This window comes from Candidatus Didemnitutus sp. (assembly GCA_019634575.1).
GTDB lineage: Bacteria > Verrucomicrobiota > Verrucomicrobiia > Opitutales > Opitutaceae > Didemnitutus.
The window spans coordinates 1,122,493-1,147,518 of record JAHCAY010000001.1 but is presented as its reverse complement, the minus strand read 5'-3'; the positions used below and the strand labels follow the sequence as shown (position 1 = coordinate 1,147,518).

The window sequence follows — 25,026 nt, the reverse complement described above, 5'->3', positions numbered from 1 at the left end:
GAGTCGCGGGCGCGTTTGTTTCCGGCTCCGGAGATTTATTGGTTGCGCGACGAAGGGTGCGACCTACGGTCCGCCTTGGCCAGGTGCCATGCATGGGCAGGCGCGTGAACCCCGCCAGGACCGGAAGGTAGCAACGGTGACGACGTTCTCCCAGTGCCGTGGAGTGCCTGGCCACTTTTTTTGTCTTCGCCGACGATCGGCGAAAAAACCCAGAGCAGGGAGTCCAGAGCTGAGAGAACATCGGGTCGGCGGAATTTTGCTTTTCTCTCAGCTCTCAGCTCTCAACTCTCAGCTCCTCTTCCATGTCCGGCGCCTACCAAGTCATCGCCCGCAAGTGGCGGCCCCAAACCTTCGACGACGTCGTCGGCCAGGAGCACGTCGTCCGGACGCTGAAGAACGCCATCGCCCGCCAACGCATCGCGCATGCGTATCTGTTCGTCGGCCCGCGCGGCACTGGCAAGACGAGCACGGCGCGTATTTTCGCCAAGGCCCTCAACGTCACCAACGGCCCGAAAGCCGATTTCGATCCCGAAGATCCGATCGCGAAATCCATCGCCGAGGGATCGTGTCTCGACGTGATCGAGATCGACGGTGCCTCGAACAACGGCGTCGAGCAGGTCCGCGAGCTGCGCGACACCGTCCGCTACGCGCCGGCGCAAGGGAAGTTCAAGGTCTACATCATCGACGAAGTGCACATGCTCTCGGCCGCGGCGTTCAACGCCCTGCTCAAGACCCTCGAAGAGCCGCCGGAGCACGTGAAATTCATCTTCGCCACGACCGATGTGCAAAAGGTGCTCCCGACGATCATCTCGCGTTGCCAGCGCTTCGACCTGAAGCCGATCCCGACCGAGCTCATCGTCCAGCGCCTCAAAAAAATCGCCGGCGCCGAGAAGATCAAAGTCAGCGACGAAGCGCTGCACAGCATCGCCCGCATGGCCGACGGCGGCATGCGCGACGCGCAGTCGATCTTCGATCAGATGATTTCGTTCTGCGGCACGGAAATCGGCGAAGCCGACGTGCTCGACGTCTACGGTCTCGTTTCCGCCGCGACGATCGCCGACCTCGGCAGCGCGCTCGCGGCGGGCGACCACAAGAAGATCGTGCGCATCGTCGACGAGTGCGACGAGAACGGCCGCGATCTTTACCGCATGCTCGTCGACTTGCAGGCGCACCTGCGCACGGCGCTGCTCGATGCGATCGCGAAGGGCGGCTCGAGCGAGGCGCTCGGCACGCCGATGTCGACGGAGCAGCTCACGCGCTTGCTCGACGCGCTCCGCGAAGGCGAGGGTGGCGTGAAGCACGGCCTGTCCGAGAAGATCAATTTCGAAGTCGCGCTCCTCAAGGCCGTCGAGGCCAGCCGCGCGCGCGCCATCGACAGTCTGATCAAGGAAATCGCCACGCTCGCCGAGAGCCTGCCGGACGACCCGGTAAAAAAAAACGACTGAGGCCCGCGCCTGACGGCGTTGCCGCGCCAGCGGTCAGCGATCAGCGGGCAGCGGTCAGCTCGTCGGGTGGGGAAGAGGACGCGCCCGCCAGTAGTGTTTTGACTGAGAATCCCGGCGCGCCCGTCGACGACGGCGCGCCGGTCGGCCCGACCGACGGCGAAGAGGCTTCGTTCATTGCCGAGCAACGCGAACAGGGCTTCTCCGCGCCCGCAGCGGCACGTGCGGCCCCCGCCGCCGAGCCGGACGACAAGTCGCCGCTCCCGCCGCTCGACGATCTCGTGAACCGCATCCCCGCCGCGACCCGCGAGCTGATGGACGAACTTTTCCGGGCGAAGTTCATCACCGTGAAGCGGGTGCCGCGCAGCGCGTTGAAGAATTGACCCTGCATCGCTGGCCGGAGAGCGGCACCTCAGTGACCGGCCGGATGAGCCGCGCGTGTCACCTGCACATATTTCTACCGTCGCCGAACGAGGCTGGCACGGAACCCGCTTTCTACGCGCGCGAGCACCCGCCGGTTTGGGCGGGCGTTCACCGACACAAAACTACCCTGCGTTCCCATCCCACACTATGAGCGTTAGTCCCTCTCGCCTCGCGGCGATCTCTGCGGCCAACAATTACCGCACGACGAAGACCGTGGCTTTCAATGAAAGCCACTCTGCCGGCCTCTTCGGCAAAAACGTCTTCAACGACAAAATCATGCAGCAGCGCCTCCCGAAGGCAGCCTACAAGTCGTTGAAGAAGACCATCGACACCGGCGCGACCCTCGAGGCTGGCGTGCTCGATATCGTCGCCACCGCGATCAAGGACTGGGCGCTCGAGCACCACGCCACGCACTACGCGCACGTTTTCCAGCCGCTCACCGGAATCACCGCGGAAAAGCACGACAGCTTCCTCGAACCCGACGGCCGCGGTGGCGCCATCGCCGAGTTCTCCGGCAAGCAGCTCGCGCAAGGCGAGCCCGACGCCTCGTCGTTCCCCTCCGGCGGCATCCGCGCGACTTTCGAAGCCCGCGGCTACACCGCGTGGGACGTCACCAGCCCGTGCTACCTCGTCGAGAACGCCAACGGCGTCACGCTCTGCATCCCGACCGCGTTCGTCTCGTGGACGGGCGAAGCGCTCGACCTCAAGACCCCGGTGCTCCGCTCGATGAAGGCGCTCGATCAGCAAGCGCGCCGCATCCTGAAGCTCTTCGGCCACTCCCAGATCGCGATGGTCACCGCCACCGCCGGCCCCGAGCAGGAATACTTCCTGATCGACCGTAATTTCTACCTCAGCCGCCCCGACCTCCTCACCGCTGGTCGCACGCTGTTCGGCGCCAAGCCGCCGAAGGGCCAGGAGTTCGAAGACCAATACTTCGGCGTCATCCCGGACCGCGTTCTCGCGTGTATGCACGAGTGCGAAGCCGAGCTCTACAAGCTCGGCGTGCCGGTCAAGACCCGCCATAACGAGGTCGCGCCGTCGCAATACGAGATCGCGCCCATTTACGAGAACGCGAACATCGCGGCCGACCACCAGCAGCAGGTCATGATCACGCTGAAGCGCGTCGCGCGGAAGTATGGTCTCGAGTGCCTCCTGCACGAGAAGCCCTTCGCCGGCGTCAACGGTTCCGGCAAGCACCTCAACTGGTCGCTCGGCAACGCCACGCAGGGCAACCTGCTGGAACCCGGCAGCACGCCGCACGCGAACATGCAGTTCCTCGTGTTCTGCGCCGCCGTCATTCGCGCCGTCCACAAGCACGGCGCCCTCCTCCGCGCGATGGTCGCCTCCGCTTCCAACGACCACCGCCTCGGCGCCAACGAGGCCCCGCCCGCCATCATCTCGATCTTCCTCGGCGAGCAGCTCGCCGACGTGTTCGAACAGCTCAAGAAGGGCAAGGCCAAGTCCTCCAAGTCGGCCGGCACGATGCACCTCGGCGTCGACACGCTGCCGCTCCTCATGAAGGACGCCGGCGACCGCAACCGCACTTCGCCGTTCGCCTTCACCGGCAACAAATTCGAATACCGCGCCGTCGCCGCCAACCAGTCCATCGCCGCCCCGCTGGCCGCGCTGAACACGATCATGGCCGAGTCCCTCGACTACATCGCGACCAAGCTCGAGAAGGCGCCGAAGTCCAAGAAGTTCGAGGATGTCGTACAGGACGTGCTGACCGAAATCGCCAAGGAGCACAGCGCCGTCATCTTCAACGGCAACGGCTACTCCGAAGAGTGGCACAAGGAAGCCGCCAAGCGCGGTCTCCCGAACCTCCGCACCTCCGTCGACGCCATTCCGGTGCTCGCCGCGAAGTCCACGATCGCCGCCTACGAAGCCTACGGCATCCTCACGAAGCGCGAACTCGAGGCCCGCCGCGACATCGCCTTCGAGCAATACGTCAAGGCCATCGCCGTCGAGGCCAACGTCGTCACGGAAATGGTGAACACCAAGTTCATCCCGACCGCGATTTCCTACCAGACCGCGCTCGCGCAGAACGTCGCCGCCCTCCGCGCCGCCGGCGCCAAGGCCGACACCGGTCTGCTCGACAAGGTCACCGGCATCCTCGACCAGCTCACCGCCGAACTGGCGAAGCTCGAAGAGATCCGCGCCGATCACGTCTCCGGTCTCGAAGCCGAGGCCGCGCACATGTGTCACGAAGTGCTTCCGCAGCTCCTTGCCATCCGCAAGGCCGTGGACGCGCTCGAGGCCGTGTGCCCCGACGAGTCGTGGCCGCTGCCGACCTACGAAGAGATGCTCTTCATCCGCTGATTTTGGGGTAGAACGCACACCAACAACGCCCGGCCCGCGCAAGCGAGCCGGGCGTTTTTTTCGCATCGGCTCCGCCCGATGCGAATCCGCCGTAGCTCGCAGAGCGAAGGCGAATCAAATGCGTTCGCATTCAGCATCTGCGACCAGTGGGCAGCGCGCTCGCGCGCGCTGGTCCGTCCGTTTCGAAAACGTCGAGGCGCGCGCAAGCGCGCTGCCCACCGCCTGCGGTCGCACTTTCGTGTAGCGCACGGCGGCGCGTTGCGGTTGAACGTCCTCAATGCCGAACGCCTCCGCCAACGCGCCCGCCGCCGAATCTCCGGCGGTGGCGCGCATCGCCGATACGGGCGAATGGCTGCTCACCCTCGGACTCGCGGTGACGCTTGCGTGGACGACGCTTTGCCTCGGCGGCTACCTGGCGGGGACCGTGCTCTGGTCGGCGCGCGCGACGTGGGGACTGGTGGCGTTCGCGTCGCTGTTGCTCGTGCTGCGGCCACGGCCGCTCGATGGGCGGGCGTTGCTGCCGGTGCCGTTTCTGTTGTTCGCCCTGGCGAGCGTGGTCTGGATCGCGCCGGCAAAGTGGCTGGCTTGGCGCGAGTGGCTGTTGTGGTTCCAGATGTGGCTGTGGTTCGTGCTCGCGCTGCATTTTGCGCGGTCGCGTGCGCAGACATGGACGCTGGTCGGCACGGTTTTGACGTTGGCGCTGACGGGCGTGGCAATGGCGGCCTATCAGCGTTTCGTCGACCCGAAGTGGATCATGCTTGGCCGGACGCAGGCGGAGCAGTTCTGGACGCGCTCGGCGGGCATGTTCGGCATCCCGAACAGCCTCGCGTGTTTGTTGGAATTCTCGCTGCCGTTTGGGCTGGTGGTGCTCGGTGCGAGGTCAGTTTCGGTTACGGCCAAGATTCTGTGTGGCTGGCTGACGCTCGTGTTTCTGTTCGGCCTCGTGCTCACGGGCAGTCGCGGCGGGTGGATCGGCGCGGCCGCGGCGCTGGCATTGTGGCCCGTGTTGACGAGTCGCACTGTGCGTCGCGGGGCGTTGGGCGCGGTGGCGGTGTTGGCGATTTTCTGCGGCGCGCTTGTGACGCTCTATTTCTCCAGCCCAGCGGCTCGCCAGCGCATCGAGCCGTTTCTGACCGGGGAACTGGAGTCGAGCCGTCCGATTCTGTGGCGTGCGGCTGTGCGGCTCTGGCAGGAGGCGCCGTGGCTCGGCACGGGCGCGGCATCCTACAATGTCATCTTCGATCGCCTCCGCCCGCGTGGCTTCATCGACGAGCCGGATTGGACGCACAACGACTACCTCAACACGTTGAGCGACTACGGCGCGGCGGGCTTTGTCTTGTGGGCGGGGGCGGGGGCTGCGGTGCTGATTCTCGGGTGGCGCGGGGTGCGGGCGGCGAGGCGGGAGACGGCGGGCAACGCGTCCTTATTTTTCTTCGGCTGGCGCTGGCGGCTCGCCGGCTGGCTGGGTCTGGTCGCGTTCGCGGTGCACTTGTTTGTGGATTTCCACACGAAGATTCCGGCTCTCGCTTATCTCGCGGGCTTGGTCGCGGCGTTGGTCTTGCGGAAACCGGAGGGCGGCGATTCGCCGGGCGTCCGGTCACGCATCGGGAGCGCGGTGCTCGCTCTGGGCTTGGTCAGCGTGGTGGTCTGGTGCGCGTGGCGCGGCGAACGCCTCTATCGTGCCGAAGCGTTGCGTTTCGATGCGCGGTGGGAGGTCGACCATGTGGCGCTGGGCAAGGGGCGGCTCGCTGACGCGGTGCCGTTCGCGCTCCTGAATCTTCAAGAAGCGGTAAAAGTGGATCCCACCAACGGCCGGGCTTGGGCGGACCTTTCCTACGTCCAAGGGCTGTCTTGGCACGTGACGCGCGGCAATGCTGTCGCCACCGGTCGGCGGGCCGCGGAGTCGGCCGCGCGCGCGATCGCGTTGTGCCCGCTCGTCGCGGAATCTTGGGTGCACCAAGGTGTAGCGCTCGACATGCAGGGGCGGAGCGCGGAGGCGGAGCCGTCGTTCGATCGCGCGATCGAACTCGCGCCGACCGTGGCGCGGTGGCGCTTCTATCGCGCGTTTCACTTCAGCATCGACCCGGGCCGGAAGTCGGAGGCGTTGGCGGAGCTCGAAACCTGTTTATCACTTGACCCCTATTTTGCCCAGGCGAAGGCTCTGCGCGCCCGCCTGAGCGCGGGACGTCAGTAGTTTTCACCCCCGGCCACCATGAAATCTTCGGTCCTTCGTTTTGTTTTCAGCGCGCTTTTTGCCATCGGTTTGTGCCTGCAAGCCGTCGCGCAGGGCGCGGCGCCGGCCGGGACGATGAAACCGGGCGCGATCAAGGTCGGCAAAGTGCAGGGCAAGGTGACGCGACTGGCCGCCGATTCGCAGACGAGCGTCCTCAAGGTCGGCGACACGCTCATCGAAACCGACACCGTCAAGACCGATGCGGGCGCGCTGGTCGTCCTCGTTTTCGCCAACGGCGCGTCGATCAAACTCGGCAGCGCCACCGAGATGAAGATCGAGGAGTTCAAGATGGACCCCTTTGAAAAACCGATCGAGGTCGCCAAGTTGGAAAACGAACCCACCACGTCGCGCACGCGGTTGACGCTCCATCGCGGCGAAATGATCGGTGACGTGAAGCACCTGAACAAGGACGGCGGCTCCAAGTTCGATATCTCCACGTCGGTCGGCGCGGCCGGCATTCGTGGCACCCAGTTCCGCATCGTGTTCACGCCGTCCGGCGACGGCAAATCGTTCACCTTCCAACTGCAGACGGCCGACGGACACGTCGTGTTTACCGGCCAGGGTCAGACCGGCGGCGCCGCCGCCGTCGACGTGTTGAGTCAGAAGGAAATCGTCGTGACGGCCGAGGCGACCGTCGATCCGAACACCGGCTCCGTGACCGTGACCAAGGTGGACGTTCCGGCCACGACCACCACGATGTCGACCGAGCAGACGGCGGCGATCAAGCAGACCGTCACGGAAGTCATCGTCGACGCGGCGAAAAACACGACCATCACTCCCGAGGAGCAGCAGCAGGCCGCCACCACTCCGACCAACACGGACACGAGCGGGAGCTCCGGCACCTCCGGCAGCAGCGGCAGCGGCGACACTTCCGGCAATAGCGGCACATCGGGCAACACCGGCGGCACTTCCGGTGACACGAAGGACTCCACTTCCGGCCAGAGCGGCACCGGCACGGGCACCGGAACAGGTTCGGGCACCGGCACCGGAACGGGCGGCAACCCGGGCACGACTCCTGCGGCACCGCGCACGACCAACGGCGCGGGCGGCTGAGCGCCGTTTCTCCCACCGTTCCGCACGGCGCCCGGTTTTCACCGGGCGCTTTTGTTTTCCCTTCCCACGCTGCGCTCGCGCACTACGCTGCCGCCGTGGCCAAGAAGGCGAAACTCGACTGGCGGATGCTGCTGTTGCTGCCGATCCCGCTGCTGTGGGCGCTCGCCGGGCATTTCGGCTACCTGCGCGTGGCCGAGGATCTGACGCTCAGCTGGCGCTACCGCTTCCGCGGCGAGCGCGCCGCGCCGGTCAAGATCGTCTACGTGGACATCGACTCGCGCTCGATCGGCGACCTGAAGAACTTCCCGTGGCCGCGCTCCTATTTCTCGGAACTCGGTGCGGCGTTGATCGGCGAGGGCAGGGCCCGCGCGGTCGGCGTCGACGTGGTGTTTTCGGAAAAGGGCATGTCCGCCGCCTACGATGCCAAGCTCTGGCGGGAGGCGAACATCGAGTTCTACCGCTACCTCCTGACCGACCCGCCGATGGTGTTCGCGGCGTCGTATTCGGCGGCCGAGTATCGGGAAGCCAACCAGGAGCTGAAGGTGCGCGAATTGCCGCTCATCCGGAAAGGCCTGCCGCCGCTCGACCAGATTCCCACGCCGGAAGTGCTCGAGCTCGAATTGCGGCGCGGCATGTTGTGGAGCCCGCCACGCATCGCGCTCATCGACACGCTGAACGGCGGCACGCAATGGGTGCCGCTCTTCGTGCCCACCTCCACGAACACGGTGCAGCGTTTCGACCACATGGCCCTGGCGCTCGCGCTGACCTACTGGGGCGTGCCTGGTGAGAACGTGAAGATCACGCGGGACGCGATCGAGGTGCCCCGCGCGGATGGTCAGATCATCGCGCACATTCCGCTCACCGATCAGCAGATGCTCGAAGTGAACTGGTTCTCACGCTGGCTCTCGCCCCAGAACCCGCGGGTGAGTTTTTCGGTCGCACTGGGCCACGCGCTGTCGTTGCGGGAAGGCACGGAGGAGGAGAAGAAGGCCGCGCGCGAGTTCTTCGCGGAGTTCCGCGACGCCATCGTGCTCATCGGCCCGGTGGATCAGCTGTTGCAGGATCTTGCGACCACGCCGTTCGACGACCAGCCGGTGCCGAAGGTCGGCATCCACGGCAATCTCCTCAAGACGATCATCAGCGGCGACTACCTTCATCGTCTGCCGCTGTGGGCGCTCTACGTGCTGACGTTCGTGCTCGCGGTCGCCGTCACGGCGCTGGCGGTCCTCGGTGGCGCTCGCGGCCTGTGGTCGAAGGCGGCGGCGTTGCTCCTGCTACTCGGCTACGGCGCGCTCGCCTTCGTGCTCTTCAAGACTTCGCATGTCGTGCTGCCGTTCGCGGCGCCGCTGGGCGGGGCGTTCACCATGGCGTTCGCCGGCATCGGCTGGCAGCTGATCGTGGAGGAAAAGCAGAAGGGCCGCATCAAGGGCATGTTCTCCGCCTACCTCGCGCCCACGGTCGTCAACAGCCTGATCGATTCCGGCAAGGAACCCGAACTCGGCGGACACGAGGAGACGATCACCGCGTATTTTTCGGACATCCAGGCGTTCTCGACCTTCTCGGAAAAGATGACGCCCGCGCGGCTCGTCGAGTTGATGAACGAGTATCTCACCGCCTGCACCGACATCGTGCAGGAGGAGGGCGGCACGCTCGACAAGTATATCGGCGACGCCGTCGTTGCGATGTTCGGCGCGCCGCTGCCGCTGCCGGATCACGCCTATCGCGCGTGCGTCGCCAGCATCCGCGTGCAGAAGAAGATCGAGGAACTCCGCCAGAAATGGCGCAGCGAGGGCGAGAAGTGGCCGCCGGTCGTGCATAACCTCCGCGCGCGCCTCGGCCTCAACTCCGGCCCCGCCATCATCGGCAACATGGGCAGCCGCACGCGTTTCAGCTACACCATGATGGGCGACAACGTGAACCTCGCCGCTCGCATGGAGTCCGGCGCGAAGCTCATGGGTGTCTACACGATGGTCACCGACACGACGCGCGCCGATTGCGAGAAACACGGCGGCGACCGCATCGTGTTTCGCTTCCTCGATAAGATCGTGGTGAAAGGCCGCTCGCTCCCGGTCGGCGTGCACGAAGTCGTCGGCTTAAAGGCAGACGTCAGCTCGCAGACGCTCGAGTGTCTCGCTTTGCACGCACAAGCCATCGCGCGTTACCACGCGCAGGATTGGGCGGGCGCGATCGCGCTCTTCGCGCAGGCCGCGAAATTGGAGCTCCACCAGCCGGACAAGGCGCTCGCGATCGAGAGCAATCCCTCGCTGATCATGACCGAGCGCTGCCGCTACATGGAGGCCCATCCGCCCGGCGCGGATTGGGACGGCGTGTTCGTGATGAAGGAAAAGGGCTGAGCGATTTTTGTCCGGCACGTGCCGCACAATTCGCCGGAAAATTCCCCGGTCAGTGCCGGGCGCGGGATTTGCGCGCTCCGCAAAGCGCGCTACGGTCCGGCGCATGCCTTACGTCAACGTGCAGATCACCCGCGGCGCCACGCGCGCTCAGAAACAGCAGCTCGTGGCCGACATCACACGCTCGCTGCAGCAGCATCTAGGCAAGAAGCCCGAACAGACGCACATCGTCATCGATGAGATCGACACCGACAACTGGGGGTTCGCCGGGATGCTGACGACGGATTACCTCGCGCAGATGAACGCGGTGAAAGCCTCGTCGCGGATTCCGGGCAAGAAAAAGCCGCGCGGCACCGCGCGGCTCGAAAGGAAGTGAGGCGTGCGCTGCGGCGCGCTCAGGCGCCGTAGTTCTTCGCGGCGGCGTCCCAGTCCACGACGTTCCAGAACGCCGTGACGTAGTCCGGGCGGCGGTTCTGGTAGTTCAGGTAATAAGCGTGCTCCCAGACATCGAGGCCGATGACCGGTGTGCCTTCGACGCCCGCGACGGCCTTGCCCATGAGCGGGCTGTCCTGGTTCGCGGTCGAACCGATCGAGAGCTTCTTGTCGGCGCTGACGAGCAGCCAGGCCCAGCCGGAGCCGAAGCGGCCGGCGGCGGCCTTCGCGAACTCGGCCTTGAAGGCGTCGAACGAGCCCCAGGTGGCGTTGATGGCGTCGGCCAGCGCGCCTTTCGGTGCGCCGCCTTTGCCCGGGCCCATGATCGTCCAGAAGAACGAATGATTGCTGTGGCCGCCGGCGTTGTTGCGGAGGACGCCGCGGATGTTTTCCGGGACCTTTGCGAGGTCGGCGATGAGCGCGTTGACGTCGAGCGCGGCGAGGGCCGGGTGGTCCTTCAACGCGTTGTTCGCGTTGGTCACGTAAGCCTGGTGGTGCTTCGTGTGGTGGATTTCCATCGTGCGCGCGTCGATGTGCGGCTCGAGGGCGTTGTAGGCGTAGGGCAGTTTCGGGAGTTCGTATGCCATGTTCGTGGTGGGTGAAAAGGAGCGGTTCCAAGGTGCACGCGGGGCGCGTCGCGTCAACTTTGGCGGCCTAATATGTTTTTCGATTCTGCATTAGTTGCACTCGCGCGGTGTCGCACCGTGTGCCCCGGCGCGCTCAGACCTCGCGTCGCTTCAGCTGGAAGTAGGCTTGGATGAGTTTCAGGCACGGTTCCTCGAGCACGCCGCGTGTGATGGTGAGGTGGTGGTTCACCTGCGGCAGCGCGTTGAGGTCGGTCGCTCCGCCGAGACAGCCCATCTTCGGATCGGCGACAGCGTAGACGACCCGCTTCACGCGCGACATGAGCGTCGCGCCTGAGCACATCGGGCACGGCTCCTTGGTGACGTAGAGTGTGGCGTCGTTCAGCCGCCAATCGCCGATCGCGCGCGCGGCCTGGCCCAGGGCGATGATCTCGGCGTGCGCGGTCGGGTCGCGCGTGCTGTCGCGCTGGTTGTGGGCCGCGGCGACGACCTCGCCGCCGAGCTCGATCACGGCGCCGATCGGCACCTCGTCCGCGCGCCAGGCGTCGATGGCTTGGTTGTAGGCGAGCCACATGAAAAACGCGTCGTCGCGCACGAGTTGCGACGGGTGGACTTTGTCGAACGGGCAGGGGAGCGCGGTGCGTTGCTCTGAAAAGGAGTCGGCCATCGGTGTTTTTCCTGAGTGACGCGGCGGCGGCGCCAGAGGGAAAGCCTTGACTACGGGGCGCTTTTCCCGGTTACAAGGGGCTTTTATTGCATGACCCAATCCTCCAGCCCGCACCTCCACCATGTCTGACGGCAAATCGATCGAAGTAGAAGGTAAGGTCGTCGCCGTCCTCCCGGGCACGATGTTCCGCGTTCAATTGACCAACGGCCACGTGGTGCTGGCCCACATCTCGGGCAAGCTGCGCAAGCACTTCATCAAGATCGCAGCCGGCGACACGGTGAAGATGGAGATGAGTCCCTACGATCTCGAGAAGGCGCGCATCACCTACCGTGTGCGCGAGCTGAACCCCAATCCCGGCCCGCGTCCAGGCGGTTTCCGTCGCCGCTGAGCGCGGACCCACGATTTTGCCGAGCGCGTTGACCCCAACGCGCTCTTTTCGTTTCTGGAGGCATGTCCGTCGCTCGTTCCCGCCGCTCGCAGCCGAAAGACGCGCCCATGCCACCGGCGCCGGCGGCGTTCGCGGACGAAATCGACGCTTTCATCAGCACGCTCGAACTCGAGCGCGGCCTCTCGCGCAACACCTCGCAATCCTACGAAAAGGATCTCGTGCAAGCGGCGCACTTCCTCGCCCGCCAAGGCGTCGCCGGTTGGCGCGCCGCGACGACGGACAATCTCTCCGCGTGGCTGCACTGGCTCGCCGACGAGAAATTCACGGAGTCCAGCCAGGCGCGGAAACTCAGCGCGATGCGGATGCTCTTCCGCAAGCACCTCGTGCCGTCCGGCGCGCGCAGCGACGACCCGACGGAGTTGCTGAGCGGACCGAAATTCCGCCGTAAACTCCCGCAGGTGCTCTCGCCCGGCGAAATGGAAAAACTGCTCGTCGCTCCGACCGGTGCCGACGCCTACAGCGTGCGCGATCGCGCGATGTTGGAACTGTTTTATTCGAGCGGCCTGCGCATCTCTGAGCTCTGCGCGCTCACGCTGCAGCAAGTCGACCTCGAGCACGGCTTCGTGCGCGTCTTCGGCAAAGGCAGCAAGGAGCGCGTCGTCCCGCTCGGCGAAAAGGCGAAGGACGCCGTCGTCGCCTATCTCGGCTCCGGTCGCCCGCGTCTCGTGAAGCCGCGCACCGGCAGCGAACTGTTCCTCTCCGAGCGCGGCAAAGCCATCTCGCGTAAAACCGTCTGGGCTATCGTCAAAACCCACGCGCAGCGCGCCGGCATTTCCAAGCACGTAAAGCCGCACCTGCTGCGCCATTCGTTCGCCACGCACCTGCTCGGCGGCGGCGCGGATTTGCGCGCGATTCAGGAGATGCTCGGCCACGCCAGCATCGGCACGACGCAGATCTACACCGCGGTCGAATCCTCGCGCCTGCTCGACCAACACGCGAAGCATCACCCGCGCAACAAGCTGAGGGAGTAGCGCAGGCTTCCAGCCCGCAACGAACGTCGAAGCAGTCCGGAGGTCTGCGCGACACGAGTTCCCCGCAGCGTCGCCTTAATGCTCCGCGTCCCGCGTCTCGTGACTCAGCAGGATCGCGCCGAGCGTGATCGCCGCGACGATGGCCAGATAGTGCCCGACCGCCGGCAAACCGTGATGCGTCGCCAGCCAAGTCGCCGCATACGGCGCGAGCGAAGCGCCGAGGATGCCCGCGAGATTGAAGGTCATCGACGCGCCGGTGTAGCGCACCGCCGTCGGAAACAGCTCCGACAGCATCGTGCCCAGCGGTCCGTAAGTCAGGCCCATCAGCGTGAAGCCCACGATCATCGCCGCGAACGCTCCGCCCGTGCCCGCGCTGAAAATCGGCCCGAGCACGAGCCCGAACATCACGATCGCCGCCGAGACGAGTGCGAGCGTCAGCTTGCGTCCGCGCCGGTCGGCCACGACGGCCGAGACAGGAATTGCGACGCCGAAGAACAGCACGCCGGTCATCTGGATCAGCAGGAACTTCTCCCGCGTGAACCCGAGCTTCGTCGTGCCCCAGCTCAGACAGAAAACCGTCAGCAGATAAAACAGCGTGAACGTCGCCACCGCCCCGAGCGTGCCGAGCACGAGCGCGCGGGTATGCGCCGTCACGACCGTCATGATCGGCACCGCCACGCGTTTCTCCTCCGCCATCGCCCGCGCGAACGCTGGTGTCTCGCTGATCTTGAGTCGCACCCACAAGCCGACGAGCACGAGCGCCGCGCTCGCCAGAAACGGCAGGCGCCAGCCCCAGGCGAGGAATTGCGCGTCGGTCATGGTCTTCGACAACACGACGAAAATTCCGCCCGACATCAGGAACCCGATCGGCGCCCCCAGCTGCGGGAACATGCCATACCACGCCCGCTTTCCGGGCGGTGCGTTCTCTGTGGCGAGCAGCACCGCGCCGCCCCATTCACCGCCGAGCCCGAAGCCCTGTCCAAACCGGCATAGCGCCAGCAGCAACGGCGCCGCGATGCCGATGCTCGCATGCGTCGGCAGCAAACCGATCGCGACGGTCGAGAGCCCCATCGTGAGCAGCGCGGCGACGAGCGTGGCCTTGCGCCCGATGCGATCTCCGAAGTGCCCGAACACCGCCGAGCCCACGGGGCGCGCGAAGAACGCCAATGCGAACGTCGCGAACGATTGCAGCGTGGCTGCCGCCGGCTCCGAGGCGGGGAAAAACAGTCGCGGAAACACCAGCACTGCGGCCGTGGCATAGATGTAGAAATCGAAGAACTCGATCGTCGTGCCGGCGAGACTGGCCAGCAGGACGCGGCGGGCGGAATTGGGGCGTGGTTCAGAGCCGGGGTCGCTCATGCGTGCGTGCGGTTATGCGGGACCGGCGCGCCGCGTCAACTGGCCTCCGTCACATACGCCTTGGGCGCGAAAGGGGCGGGATTCCGCGCAACTTTGCTGTAACTCCGGCGCGGCTCCCCGGGTTGTGGGAGCGTGAGTTCTCTGTTTTCGGCCAACGCCCTGCGTCAAACTCTCCGCCGGCTCGTGCACGAGCGCGGCTTTACGACCACCGTCGTCCTCACCCTCGCGCTTTGCATCGGCGCCAACGTCGCGATCTTCGCGGTCGTCGACGCCGTGCTGGTCCGCGCGCTGCCCTTTCCGGAGCCGGACCGTCTCGTCATCGCGGTGAATGCCTATCCCGGCGCCGGCGTCGAGCGCGCGGGTGCCTCGTTGCCGAACTACTACGATCGCAAGGCGGCCATCAAGGCGTTCGCCTCGACTTCGATTTTCCAGGGCGGCACCGCTATCGTCGGCGATGCCGGCGCTCCCGTGCGCGTCGAGCGCGGCCGGGTGTCGCCGGAGTTCTTCGCGACGCTCGGCGTGCCGCTCGCCATGGGCCGCACGTTCACCGAGGCGGAGACATTCTACAAGGACGCGCGCGTCGTCATCCTCACCGATGCTTATTGGCGCACGCATTTCCAGGCCGATCCGAATGTCCTCGGCCGCAAGATCACGCTCAACAGCGAGGAGTTCGAGGTCATCGGCGTCTTGCCGCCGGGCTTCCGCTTCCTGTCGGAAAAGGCGCAGTTCTTCACCCCCGCCGCCTCGAATCCCGAGGACCGGAAACCCGACCGCCGCCACTCCAACAACTACCTGCTGTTCGCGCGCCTCGCCCCCGGGGAAACGGTGGCGACGGCTCAGGCGCAGATCGACGCCTTCAACACCGAGCAGGCGAAGGACGATCCCTTTGCCCACCTGATCAAGGGTGCCGGCTATCGCACGAACGTCTTCGGCCTGCACGCCGACCACGTCCGCGAAATCCGGCCTGTGCTGCTCCTGCTCCAAGGCGGCGTGCTCTTCCTGCTCCTCATCGGCGGCGTGAATCTCGTCAACCTGCTCCTGATTCGCGCCAGCGGTCGCGCCAAGGAGATCGCCGTGCGGCAGGCGCTCGGCGCCAGCGGCCGCGACATCGCCGGCGGCGTGCTGCTCGAGACGGTGCTGCTCGGCGTGATCGGCGGCTTGCTCGGTCTCGCGGTTGGCGCGACCGGCATCAAGCTCCTCGCGGCCTTGGGCACGGAACAGTTGCCGCTCGGCGCCACTGTCGCCTTCGACGGACGCGTGGCGCTCGTGGCTTTTGCCGGCTCCGTCCTCGTGGGTTTCGCCCTCGCGGTGCCCGTCGTCTGGTTCAACTCCCACACGCGGCTCGCCCCTGTGCTGCAGGCGGAGAGCCGCGGCGGCACCGTCACCCGCTCGACGCAGAATCTCCGCCACGCCTTCATCGTCACGCAGGTCGCGCTGGCGTATGTGTTGCTGGCGGGCGCGGGCCTGCTCGGCCTGAGTCTCCAGCGCGTGCTCGCCACGAAGCCCGGTTTCAATCCCGACCAGGTGCTGACGGGTCAGATTTCGCTGCCCTACAAAAACTACCCCGACGAGAAACCGCGCCTCGCCTTCGTCGAGCGTCTGCTCGGCGAGCTCCGGGCGCAGCCCGGCGTGACGGCGGTCGGGTTGAACACGAATCTCCCGATGACGGGCGACACGAACAACAACGCCATCGCCATCGAAGGCATCGAGATCAAGCCGGGAGACACGATCCACGCGCACTTCACTTCCGGTGTCGCGGGCGACTACTGGCGCGCGCTGAACATCCCGCTCGTCGAGGGCCGCCTGCTCGAGGAGGCCGACAGTCACCGCGAGCAACGCGTGTGCGTCGTCGACGTGGATTTCGCGCAGCGCTACTGGCCCGGCCAAAGCGCGCTCGGCCACCGCTTGGTGAACGGGCCGACTTTCAACGAAAAGGAGGCTTTCACCATCGTCGGTGTCGTCGGCAACGTGAAGCAGACGAGCCTCGCCGAGACCTTCGCGCAGGGTGCGCTGTATTTCCCGTATCAACACTACTCGTCCTCCACTTTCGCGCTGACGGTGCGAAGCAGTCTGCCCGCCGCCACCCTCGCGCCTGCGCTCCAGAAGACCGTGCTCGCGTTGGACTCCACGCTGCCGGTGAACGACATCAAGCCGATGCAGGCGTGGATCGACGAGTCGGTCGTCTCGCGGCGCTCGCCGGCGATTCTCGCGGGCATCTTCGCGGGTGTCGCGCTCGTGCTCGCGGCCATCGGCACCTACGGCGTGCTCGCCTACGCGGTGAACCAGCGCCGCCGCGAAATCGGCGTGCGCATGGCGCTCGGCGCGCAACCGCAGCAGGTGCTGGGGCAATTCCTCGGGCTCGGCGTGAAGCTGCTGTTTGCCGGGACGGCCCTCGGACTCGTGGGCGCCTGGGGGGCGGGGCGCGCGATGAAGAGCCAGCTCTTCGGCGTCGAGACATTGCATTTCGGCGTGCTCGGCGCGACGGCGGCGGTCCTGCTGCTTGTCGTGCTCGCGGCGACATTCGTGCCGTCGCACCGTGCGTCGCGCGTGTCGCCGATCGACGCGTTGCGCGACGACTGATCAGGCCAGTCGCACCAGCGCTTCGCGCAGCTGGCCGGCAGCCGCGGCGGGCGTGGCGCCGAACAGGCGTTTGAATTCCCGACTGAACTGCGAAACGCTCTCGTAGCCGACGCGGTGCGCGGCGCTGCTGGCGTTCAGGCCGTCGTGCACCATCAGGAGGCGCGCCTTGTGCAGTCGCAGCGCCTTGAGATACTGCACGGGCGAGGAGGAAGTGATCTGCTTGAACCGCGCGTGAAATGTCGAGGCGCTCATCCCGGCCTCGCGGGCCAGTGTCTCGATCCCGACGGGCTGGGCGAAATCGGTATGCAGCCGGTGCAGCACGCGGCTGATCTGGCCGAAATGCGAGTCCGGAGCCGCCAAGGCGCGGAGGCTGCCGCCGAGCGGTCCGCGCAGCGCGCGGTAGACGATCTCGCGCACACCGTGCGGCGCGAGGATGCGCGCATCCTCGGGTTCGCGGAGGTTGGCGACGAGACGCTCGGCTGCGCCGATCATGTCTGCGTCCAGCGGCGCAGTCTGGACCGCCACGGCGTTGCTCGACCGCTCGTCGCCGGGATTCATTTGCAGCAGCAACTCGGCGATCAGAGCCGGAGGCACGGTGACGAAAAGTCCGAGCACCGGCTGCCTGGCGCTCCCGCGCGTCTCGCATTCGAACGGCGTCGGTGCGGCGAGCGCGAGATAGTTGTGCGCGTCGTAGACCACGCGTCGCTCGCCGAAGTGTCCGATCTTCGTGCCCTGCGCGATGAGGCAGAGGCCGGGATCGTAGGCGATCGGCGAGCGCGGCACATGAATCGTCGAGCGCATGAATCGCACGCCCGGCAGCCGCGACGCCGAAAATCCCTCGCCGGTCGCCAGCTCAGACAATAGTTCGGCCAGCCGGCGCGTGGCGACATCAGCGGAGGGAGCGGCGGAGCCAGGCAGCGAAGTCGCGGTGCGCATGGCGAGGAATAGGCAAGCCGGTCGGTGTAGGACGCAACGGCATTCCCGCCCCGCCGGAGGAATGGGCAAGGAATCGCGAGCCCCGGGTATTTCGGGATCGCGGTGTCTGCGCTAGGATGGTGGTGCGCACGACGTTCTTCGCGATGCGCCTTTTCCTCTCATGAAACACACCGAAAAAATCGCCCTCGTTACCGGCAGTTCCCGCGGCCTCGGCCGCGCCATTGCTCTCCAGTTGGCGCGCTCCGGCGCCGACCTCGTCGTCACTTATCGGCAGCGGAGGGACGAGGCGGAGACGGTCGCCGCGGAGATTCGTGCGCTTGGGCGCCGGGTGGTCGTGCTGCCGCTGGATGTGGCGCGCCCGGCAACCTTCGCGGCGTTCGCGGCGGAGCTGGCGGCTGTGTTGCGCGACACATGGCAGCGTGAGACGTTCGACTTCCTCGTGAACAACGCGGGCGTCGACCGCGCCGCGCCGTTCGCGAACTTCACCGAGGCGGCCTTCGACGAGCTGTTCATGGTGCACTTCAAGGGCGTGTTCTTCCTTACCCAGCGCCTGCTGCCGCTGCTCGCGGATGGCGGCCGGATCGTGAACACGTCGACCGGACTCGCGCGTTTCAGCGTCCCGGGCTACGCGGCCTATGCTTCGATGAAGGGCGCGATCGAGGTCTTCACCCGCTACCTGGCCAAGGAACTCGGCGCGCGGCGGATCAGCGCGAACGTCGTGGCGCCCGGAATCATCGAGACGGATTTCACGCACGAAGCGCTCTCGCGACCCGGGGCACGGGAATTTTTCGCCCAACACATCGCGCTGGGGCGCGTCGGCGTGCCGGAGGACATCGGCGGGGTGGTGGACTTCCTTTGCAGCGACGCGGGGCGCTGGGTGAACGCCCAGCGCATCGAAGCCTCCGGCGGAATGCTCCTTTGAGGCGGCTGCGTTCGGTTTCGCCGGCATGCGCTGGCGCAGCGGCCTGATCGGCCCCTGCGCCGGGAGCGGGGCCGTGGTTTTTACTTTGAAGCCGGGGCCGGTTTGCGCCGATATCTTCCTGCTGTGCGGTGCATTCGCGCCGCCCGCCTGCTGTCGAAGCCCTATCGTCTCCCATGTCCGAGCCCTGTTTTGTTCCCCCGAGCGAGGTCGTTGAATTCCATCTGCCCGACGGACGCGTCATGCGCGGCGCGCGCGGCGAGTCGCTCGAGAAACTGCTCCAGCCGCTGCGTCCGGTGTGGCCGTCGCGGATCGTGGGTGCGATCGTCAACGGCGAGTTGCGCGAGCTGACGCACCGGCTCGAACTCGAGGCGCGGGTCCGTCCCGTCGCGATGACCGATGCGGACGGTGCGCGCATCTATCGGCGCTCGCTCACGTTTCTGCTCTGCACGGCGTTCAGCCGGCAGTTTCCGGGTGCCTCGTTGCATGTCGACCATGCGCTCTCCTCCGGCGGATACTATTGCGAGGTGCGCGGTCGCGCGCCGTTGAGCGCAGACGAACTCGCGCAACTCCGCGACGAGATGCGCCGCTTGGTGGCGCAGGATCTGCCGTTCCAGAACCGGCGGGTGCCGGTGTCCGAAGCGATCGAGGTGTTCGAGGCGCGTGGCGCGGCCGACAAGGTCCGCCTACTGCGTCATCGCAAGAGCCCGACGATCGATCTCTACCAAGTCGACGGCTACGTGGATTACCACCACGGATACATGGTGCCGTCGACCGGTTATCTGGAGTGGTTCGATCTGGTTGTGGACAATGGCGGATTCGCGTTGCTCTACCCGCGCCAGCACGCGCCGAAGCAGCCCAAGGGCATCGTGCCCACGCCGAAACTCCTCGCGGCCTTCCGCCAATACGGCGACTGGCTCGACCGGCTCGGCATCGGCGACGTCGGCGCGCTCGTGAACGCCATCCAGGCTAACCGCGCGCGGGAGATCATGCTCGTGTCCGAGGCGTTGCACGAACAGCACATCGCCAGCATCGCCCAGCAAATCGCCGAGCGCGGCGACGGCGGCCGCCTCGTGCTCATCTCCGGGCCGTCCTCCTCGGGCAAGACCACCTTCTCGCGCCGCCTCGCCGTGCAGCTGCTCGCACGCGGGCTCTCGCCGTTCGCCCTGGAGATGGACAACTATTTCGTCGAGCGCGAGCGCACGCCCCGCGACGCCGACGGCAAATTCGACTTCGAAACCATCGGCGCGCTCAACCTCGAGTTGCTCGCCGAACATCTCGCCGCGCTCCTCGAGGGCCGCGAGGTGCAACTGCCGCGCTACAACTTCGTGCGCGGACGTCCGGAGACGGGCGACGTCGTGCGGTTGCGCCCGGGCCAGATCGTGATCCTCGAGGGCATCCACGGCCTGAATCCCGCGCTCGTGCCGCCCGCGCTCGCGGCGCAGGCGTTCCGTGTTTTCGCCTCCGCGCTCACGCAGCTCAGCCTCGACCGGCACAACCGTCTCTCGACCACCGATACGCGCCTGGTCCGGCGCATCGTGCGCGACGCCCGCGATCGTGGCTACTCCGCGACGGACACGCTCTCGCGCTGGGAATCGGTGCGCCGCGGCGAAAAGCTGCACATCTTCCCGCATCAGGAAAACGCCGACGCGATGTTCAACTCCGCGCTCGTCTACGAACTCGCCGCGCTGCGCCCGATCGCCGAGCCGCTGCTCCGTCAGGTCCCGCACGGCACGCCGGAGCACGTCGAGGCCGTGCGCCTGCTGGCGCTGCTCCAGTGGTTCGCCCCGATCGACGCCGGCCAGGTGCCGGAGAACTCGATCCTACGTGAGTTCCTCGGCGGCTCGAGCCTGAGGGATTTCAAGGCGTGGGGCGGCTGAGCTGCGGTTAGGCGTTCCTCCGAAGGTGGGCGCCGGCTTGTGGCATGAGCATCGCGTCCGGCGCGCTCGTCGCCGCCAAATTGTTTTTGAAATGGCGCGCGACTCGCCCCTCATGGCGGCATGTCGCTTTCCGTCGCCGGCCAACGCTGCCTCAGTGAACGCGAGCCCGAACTCGGGCTCGGTGTCGTCGCGCAGGTCGATCGCGCCGCCAAGCGGATCGCCGTCGACTTCCCCGCCGCCGGCGAGCGCCGCCTCTATGCGTTGAACACGCCGGTGCTGAAACGCGTGCTGTTCCGCGTCGGCGAGGTCGTCGCCGCGCGCGCGGGTGCGCGGTTCACGATCGAACGCGTGACAGAGCAAGACGGCCTGCTGACCTACGCGGGCGAGGGACGCAGCGTGCGCGAGGACGAGGTGTCGGATGTCACGAGTGTCAGCCGTCCGCCGGAGCGCTTGCTCGCGGGGCAGGCGGAGCCGGGCGAAGTGTTCGACTTGCGGTTGCGCGCCTTGCGCTGGCAGGCGGCGTGGCGGCAGTCGGAAGTGCGCGGGTTTCTCGGGGCGCGCGTCGACCTGATCCCGCACCAGTTCTACATCCTGCAGGAAGTCGCCTCGCGCCGCCTGCCGCGCGTGTTGCTCGCCGACGAGGTCGGTCTCGGCAAAACGATCGAGGCCGGCCTGATTTTGCAGCGTCTGCTCGCCGTCGGCCAGGTCCGGCGCGCGCTGGTGCTCGTGCCGGAATCGCTAACGCACCAGTGGTTCGTGGAACTGCTGCGGCGATTCAACCTCTGGTTCAGCATCTACGACGAGGCGCGCTGCGCCGAATGCGAACGCAGCGAGCCGGAACAGAACCCCTTCCTCGCCGCGCAGCTGGCGCTTGCGAGCACGGATTTCCTCGCGGCCAGCGAGACGCGGCGCGAGCAGGCCGTGGCGGCGGGTTGGGACCTGCTGATCGTGGACGAGGCGCATCATCTCGAATGGCAACCGGACGCGGCCAGCGCGGGCTACCAGCTCGTCGAGCAACTCGCCGCGCGCACGCCGGGCTTGTTGTTGCTCACCGCCACGCCGACCCAGCTCGGGCTCGCCGGACATTTCGCGCGGTTGCGGCTGCTCGATCCGGCGCGCTATGCGGACTTCGCGCAGTTCACCGCCGAGGCCGACAAGTTCACCGCCGTCGCCGCGATCGCGGACAAGATCGTGGGCGAGCGCGCGCTGACGGCGAAGGATCACACGGCGCTGCGGCAGCTCTTCACGCGCGATCCGGCGCGGGTCGAGGAACATCTGGCGGCGCTGAAGGCCGGACGGGCGGGAGCGCGCGAAGCCTTGCTGCGCACGTTGCTCGATCAGCACGGGACGGGGCGCGTGGTCTTCCGCAACACGCGGGCGGGCATGACCGGTTTCCCGCGGCGGCAATTTTGCCCGGTGCCGTGCGATGCGATGGACGACACGACGTTGCTCGCACGCATCGCGCGCGAACTCGAAGCGGAGGAAACGGGCGGAGAGGCGGCGATCCGTTACTCGTTCCGTGACGATCCGCGCATCGCGTGGCTCGCGGAATTTCTGGCGGAAATGAAGCCGGCGAAAGTGCTTTTGATTTGCCGCTCGGCGCGGAAGGTCGCGGCGATCGAGGCGGCGTTGCAGGAAAAGGCCGCCTTCAAGGTCGGCCAGTTTCACGAGGGGCTGCCGCTGGTGCAGCGCGACCGGCAGGCGGCGTGGTTTGCCGAGCCCGATGGCGCGCAATTGTTGCTGTGCTCCGAGATCGGCAGCGAGGGCCGCAATTTCCAATTTGCGCACCATCTCGTGCTCTTCGACCTGCCGCTGAATCCCGGGCTCGTCGAGCAGCGCATCGGGCGCCTCGATCGCATCGGCCAGACGGAGACGATCCGCGTGCACGTGCCCTATGTGCGCGGCAGCGCCCAGGAACCGGTGGTCGAGTGGTATCACGCGGGGCTCGATGCGTTCGAAGCGCCGTTGCACGGCGGCGCCGATTATCAGGAGGCGTTTCGCGTGCCGCTGCTGACGCTGGCGACCGGTTTTTCGACGCGTGCGAGCGCACGGGAAAAGGAACTCGCGGCGCTCGTGGCGGACACGCAGGCGTTTCGGCGGGAGCGGGCGGCGCGCATTGAAAAAGGACGCGACCGGCTGCTCGAACTCAATTCCTTCAACGCCGCCGCCGCCGCGCGCGTCCTCGATGCGATCCGCGCCGCCGAGGCGGATCGTTCCGTGCGCACGCTGCTCCTCGATCTGCTCGATCACTTCGGCGTCACGGTGAAGGAGCACGAGGGCGTCGAGGTCACGCTCGATGCGAGCCACGCTTACGTGGAAAGCTTCCCGTCGATCCCGGCCGACGGACTGCTGGCGACCTTCGATCGCCGGCGCGCGCTGTCGCGCGAGGACATTGCCTTTCTCTCCGCCGATCACGCGTTGCTGCGCGACACCAGCGATCTGTTGGTGGACTCGCCCGCGGGCACCACGGCGTTCGGCACCTCCGTCGGCGACGCGCCGAATTTGTTCGTCGAGGCGGTCTATGTGCTCGAGCCCGTCGCCGAGGCGCGGTGGGGCGTGGATCGTTTCCTCGCGCCGCAACCGGTGCGCGTGGTCGTGGATGTGCGCGGCAACGATCTGACCGACGAGCGTGCGGCGGAGGACATCGCGGACACGTTCGAGGATGGTGACCTGCATCGCTTTCTCGAGCAGCCGGGCTTCAACGCCGCCGTGCTGAAGAAGCTAGTGAGCGCGGCCGGCGAAGAGGCCGAGACGCGCGCCGTGGAGCTGCGCCGCGCGGCGGCCGACCGCGCGGAAGCGATGCTGACCGCGGAGCGGCAGCGCCTGCTCGACTTGCAGAAGCTGAACGACCACGTGCGTCCGGAGGAAATTGCCCTGGTCGGCGCGCAACTCGAGCAGGTCCGCACCGCGATCGCTGCGGCGCGACTGCGCCTGGATTCGCTACGACTGGTGCTCGAGCGCCCGCGCGACTGAGGCGTTGCGAGCGAAGGCAGTGCGCGCGCGACGGAACGCGGCAAATGCAGGCTTCCGCCCGGCGCGCGGATTTCGTTAGGTTGCACGCATGACCGAACAGCAACAGCACGTCGAAAATGTCCGCCAGTCCGCCGCGAAGATCGCTGCCGCCTGCGGCTCCCTTGCTCCGAAAATCGCCCTCATCCTCGGCTCCGGCCTCGGCGGGCTCGCGGCGAAGGTGCAGGACGCGATCGTGATCGCGTATCGCGATCTGCCCGGTTTTCCGATCCTCACCGTCGCGGGGCACGCGGGACAGTTGATTGTGGGCAAGCTCGACGGCGTGCCCGTGATCGTGCTGAACGGCCGCAAGCATTTCTACGAGACCACCGACGCGTATCCGCTCAAGACCATGATCCGCGCCGTGAAGGCCGCCGGCGTGGAAACGCTGTTCCTCTCCAACGCCGCCGGCAGCCTGCGCGCGCACATCGGCGTGAGCCAGCTGATGCTCATCAGCGACCACATCAATTTCCTCGGACTGAACCCGCTCACCGGCCCGAACGACGAGAGCTTCGGTCCGCGTTTCTTCCCCGTCAGCGATGCGTGGGACCCGGCCCTGCGCGCGAAAATCAAGGCCGTCGCGCAACGCGAGGGTGTGACGCTGCACGAGGGCGTCTACGTGGCGTTCCGCGGGCCGTCGTTCGAGACGCCGGCGGAGATCCGCATGGCGCAGGGGTGGGGCGGCGACGCGGTCGGCATGTCGAGCGTGCCCGATTGCCTGATCGCGCGGCACTGCGGACTCAAGGTCGCCGGCGTGTCGTGCATCACGAACATGGGTGCAGGACTTTCCGACGAGCACCTCACCCATGCGCACACGCTCGAGAACGCCTCGCGCGGCGCGGCGGCGTTCGAGAAGCTAGTGATCGCGGCGGTGAAGGAGCTGTGAGCGCTCTTCGGCCGAGTTGCCGAACCGATTGCTGGCTGGCGCGGGCGACAGCTTACTTCGCTCTCCCCGGGTAGAGTAGGCAGCGAGCTCGCTCGCGCCTTTGCTCGGCGTGGCGCGACGAAGGGCGCGAGCGAGCTCGCTGCCTACTGGGCGGGAGGATTGCCGCGTTTGCGGACGCCGACGTCCGGGCGGCGACGACGCGCGCGCTTCCGGGCGGCGCACTCAGTTCTTCTTCGATTTCGAGAGATCGTCCTCGAACTTCGCCTGCTCGGCGCGCTGTTTCGCGCTCGAGTCGTAGAGCGGGTAGCTCTCGACCGAGTTGCCGAGGTTCTGCCAATCCTGCGACGCCTTCGCGGCGGCGTCGCCTTTCTTGAGGCCCATCTGTTCGTATTGGGCGGCGCGCCGGTCCATCCAGCGGTCGGCTTCGGCGGAGTTGCGCTGTGTCGCGGGCGAGCGGGCGGCCTGCGGTTCCTGACAGCCGGCCAACACGATCGTGAGAACGACGAGAGGGAATAGGCGCGTCTTCACGCGCAA

The 25,026-nt window shown here is 66.7% G+C and carries 19 protein-coding genes and 1 other RNA gene; 15 read left to right on the top strand and 5 right to left on the bottom strand.

Translation table 11 applies throughout. The features are described from left to right. Positions 1 to 77 precede the first annotated feature (77 nt). The 8 genes from ffs to KF715_04700 all read left to right on the top strand — a co-directional run bounded on the left by ffs (position 78) and on the right by KF715_04700 (position 10,197). Positions 78 to 176: signal recognition particle sRNA small type (gene ffs, locus KF715_04735), an RNA gene on the top strand. 126 nt (positions 177 to 302) lie between these two features. Then, complete coding sequence (gene dnaX, locus KF715_04730) at positions 303 to 1,445, top strand: DNA polymerase III subunit gamma/tau (protein ID MBX3735975.1); 1,143 nt, start codon at positions 303 to 305, stop codon at positions 1,443 to 1,445. Positions 1,446 to 1,543: 98 nt separating this feature from the next. Next, positions 1,544 to 1,825, top strand: coding sequence for a hypothetical protein (locus KF715_04725; GenBank protein ID MBX3735974.1), 282 nt, complete (start codon positions 1,544 to 1,546; stop codon positions 1,823 to 1,825). A 187-nt stretch (positions 1,826 to 2,012) separates the two neighbouring features. Then, positions 2,013 to 4,184 carry a glutamine synthetase III gene (locus KF715_04720; protein ID MBX3735973.1) on the top strand — a complete coding sequence of 724 codons (2,172 nt, stop codon included), beginning with the start codon at positions 2,013 to 2,015 and terminating at the stop codon, positions 4,182 to 4,184. A 277-nt stretch (positions 4,185 to 4,461) separates the two neighbouring features. Further along, positions 4,462 to 6,378, top strand: coding sequence for an O-antigen ligase family protein (locus tag KF715_04715; protein MBX3735972.1), 1,917 nt, complete (start codon positions 4,462 to 4,464; stop codon positions 6,376 to 6,378). A gap of 18 nt (positions 6,379 to 6,396) precedes the next feature. After that, positions 6,397 to 7,470, top strand: coding sequence for a FecR domain-containing protein (locus tag KF715_04710; protein MBX3735971.1), 1,074 nt, complete (start codon positions 6,397 to 6,399; stop codon positions 7,468 to 7,470). 95 nt (positions 7,471 to 7,565) lie between these two features. Next, a complete protein-coding gene (locus KF715_04705; GenBank protein ID MBX3735970.1) occupies positions 7,566 to 9,824 on the top strand; it encodes an adenylate/guanylate cyclase domain-containing protein in 2,259 nt (752 codons plus the stop codon). A gap of 103 nt (positions 9,825 to 9,927) precedes the next feature. Then, positions 9,928 to 10,197 (top strand): 4-oxalocrotonate tautomerase family protein, encoded by a 270-nt coding sequence (locus tag KF715_04700; GenBank protein MBX3735969.1) that lies wholly within the window; start codon positions 9,928 to 9,930, stop codon positions 10,195 to 10,197. Positions 10,198 to 10,216: 19 nt separating this feature from the next. Here KF715_04700 and KF715_04695 read toward each other — a convergent pair whose 3' ends face one another. After that, positions 10,217 to 10,840 (bottom strand): superoxide dismutase [Mn], encoded by a 624-nt coding sequence (locus KF715_04695; GenBank protein ID MBX3735968.1) that lies wholly within the window; start codon positions 10,838 to 10,840, stop codon positions 10,217 to 10,219. Between the two features lie 133 nt (positions 10,841 to 10,973). Next, positions 10,974 to 11,504: a nucleoside deaminase gene (locus tag KF715_04690; protein ID MBX3735967.1), complete on the bottom strand. Its 531-nt coding sequence runs from the start codon at positions 11,502 to 11,504 to the stop codon at positions 10,974 to 10,976. Between the two features lie 121 nt (positions 11,505 to 11,625). Between KF715_04690 and infA the strand changes: the two genes are divergently transcribed. Both infA and xerD read left to right on the top strand, forming a co-directional pair. Next, positions 11,626 to 11,892, top strand: a complete 267-nt coding sequence (gene infA / locus KF715_04685) for a translation initiation factor IF-1 (GenBank protein ID MBX3735966.1) — start codon at positions 11,626 to 11,628, stop codon at positions 11,890 to 11,892. A gap of 62 nt (positions 11,893 to 11,954) precedes the next feature. Beyond that, the gene (gene xerD, locus KF715_04680; GenBank protein MBX3735965.1) at positions 11,955 to 12,923 is read left to right on the top strand and encodes a site-specific tyrosine recombinase XerD; all 969 of its coding nucleotides are present in this window, start codon (positions 11,955 to 11,957) and stop codon (positions 12,921 to 12,923) included. A gap of 75 nt (positions 12,924 to 12,998) precedes the next feature. Here the strand turns inward: xerD and KF715_04675 are convergent, their stop codons facing one another. After that, the gene (locus tag KF715_04675; protein ID MBX3735964.1) at positions 12,999 to 14,282 is read right to left on the bottom strand and encodes an MHS family MFS transporter; all 1,284 of its coding nucleotides are present in this window, start codon (positions 14,280 to 14,282) and stop codon (positions 12,999 to 13,001) included. Between the two features lie 132 nt (positions 14,283 to 14,414). Here KF715_04675 and KF715_04670 point away from each other — a divergent pair, with 132 nt between their 5' ends. Beyond that, positions 14,415 to 16,862 carry an ABC transporter permease gene (locus KF715_04670; GenBank protein MBX3735963.1) on the top strand — a complete coding sequence of 816 codons (2,448 nt, stop codon included), beginning with the start codon at positions 14,415 to 14,417 and terminating at the stop codon, positions 16,860 to 16,862. Here the strand turns inward: KF715_04670 and KF715_04665 are convergent, their stop codons facing one another. Further along, a complete protein-coding gene (locus KF715_04665; protein ID MBX3735962.1) occupies positions 16,863 to 17,798 on the bottom strand; it encodes an AraC family transcriptional regulator in 936 nt (311 codons plus the stop codon). Positions 17,799 to 17,958: 160 nt separating this feature from the next. On the opposite strand from KF715_04665, the gene KF715_04660 reads away from it, so the two are divergent. The 4 genes from KF715_04660 to KF715_04645 all read left to right on the top strand — a co-directional run bounded on the left by KF715_04660 (position 17,959) and on the right by KF715_04645 (position 24,492). Continuing rightward, entirely contained in the window at positions 17,959 to 18,720 is a 762-nt protein-coding gene (locus KF715_04660) for an SDR family oxidoreductase (protein ID MBX3735961.1), read from the top strand. A 173-nt stretch (positions 18,721 to 18,893) separates the two neighbouring features. Beyond that, complete coding sequence (locus tag KF715_04655; protein MBX3735960.1) at positions 18,894 to 20,597, top strand: nucleoside kinase; 1,704 nt, start codon at positions 18,894 to 18,896, stop codon at positions 20,595 to 20,597. Between the two features lie 120 nt (positions 20,598 to 20,717). Beyond that, positions 20,718 to 23,570, top strand: a complete 2,853-nt coding sequence (gene rapA / locus KF715_04650) for an RNA polymerase-associated protein RapA (GenBank protein ID MBX3735959.1) — start codon at positions 20,718 to 20,720, stop codon at positions 23,568 to 23,570. An 88-nt stretch (positions 23,571 to 23,658) separates the two neighbouring features. Beyond that, the gene (locus tag KF715_04645; GenBank protein MBX3735958.1) at positions 23,659 to 24,492 is read left to right on the top strand and encodes a purine-nucleoside phosphorylase; all 834 of its coding nucleotides are present in this window, start codon (positions 23,659 to 23,661) and stop codon (positions 24,490 to 24,492) included. Between the two features lie 222 nt (positions 24,493 to 24,714). Here the strand turns inward: KF715_04645 and KF715_04640 are convergent, their stop codons facing one another. Next, a complete protein-coding gene (locus tag KF715_04640; protein ID MBX3735957.1) occupies positions 24,715 to 25,020 on the bottom strand; it encodes a hypothetical protein in 306 nt (101 codons plus the stop codon). Between the last annotated feature and the right edge of the window lie 6 nt (positions 25,021 to 25,026).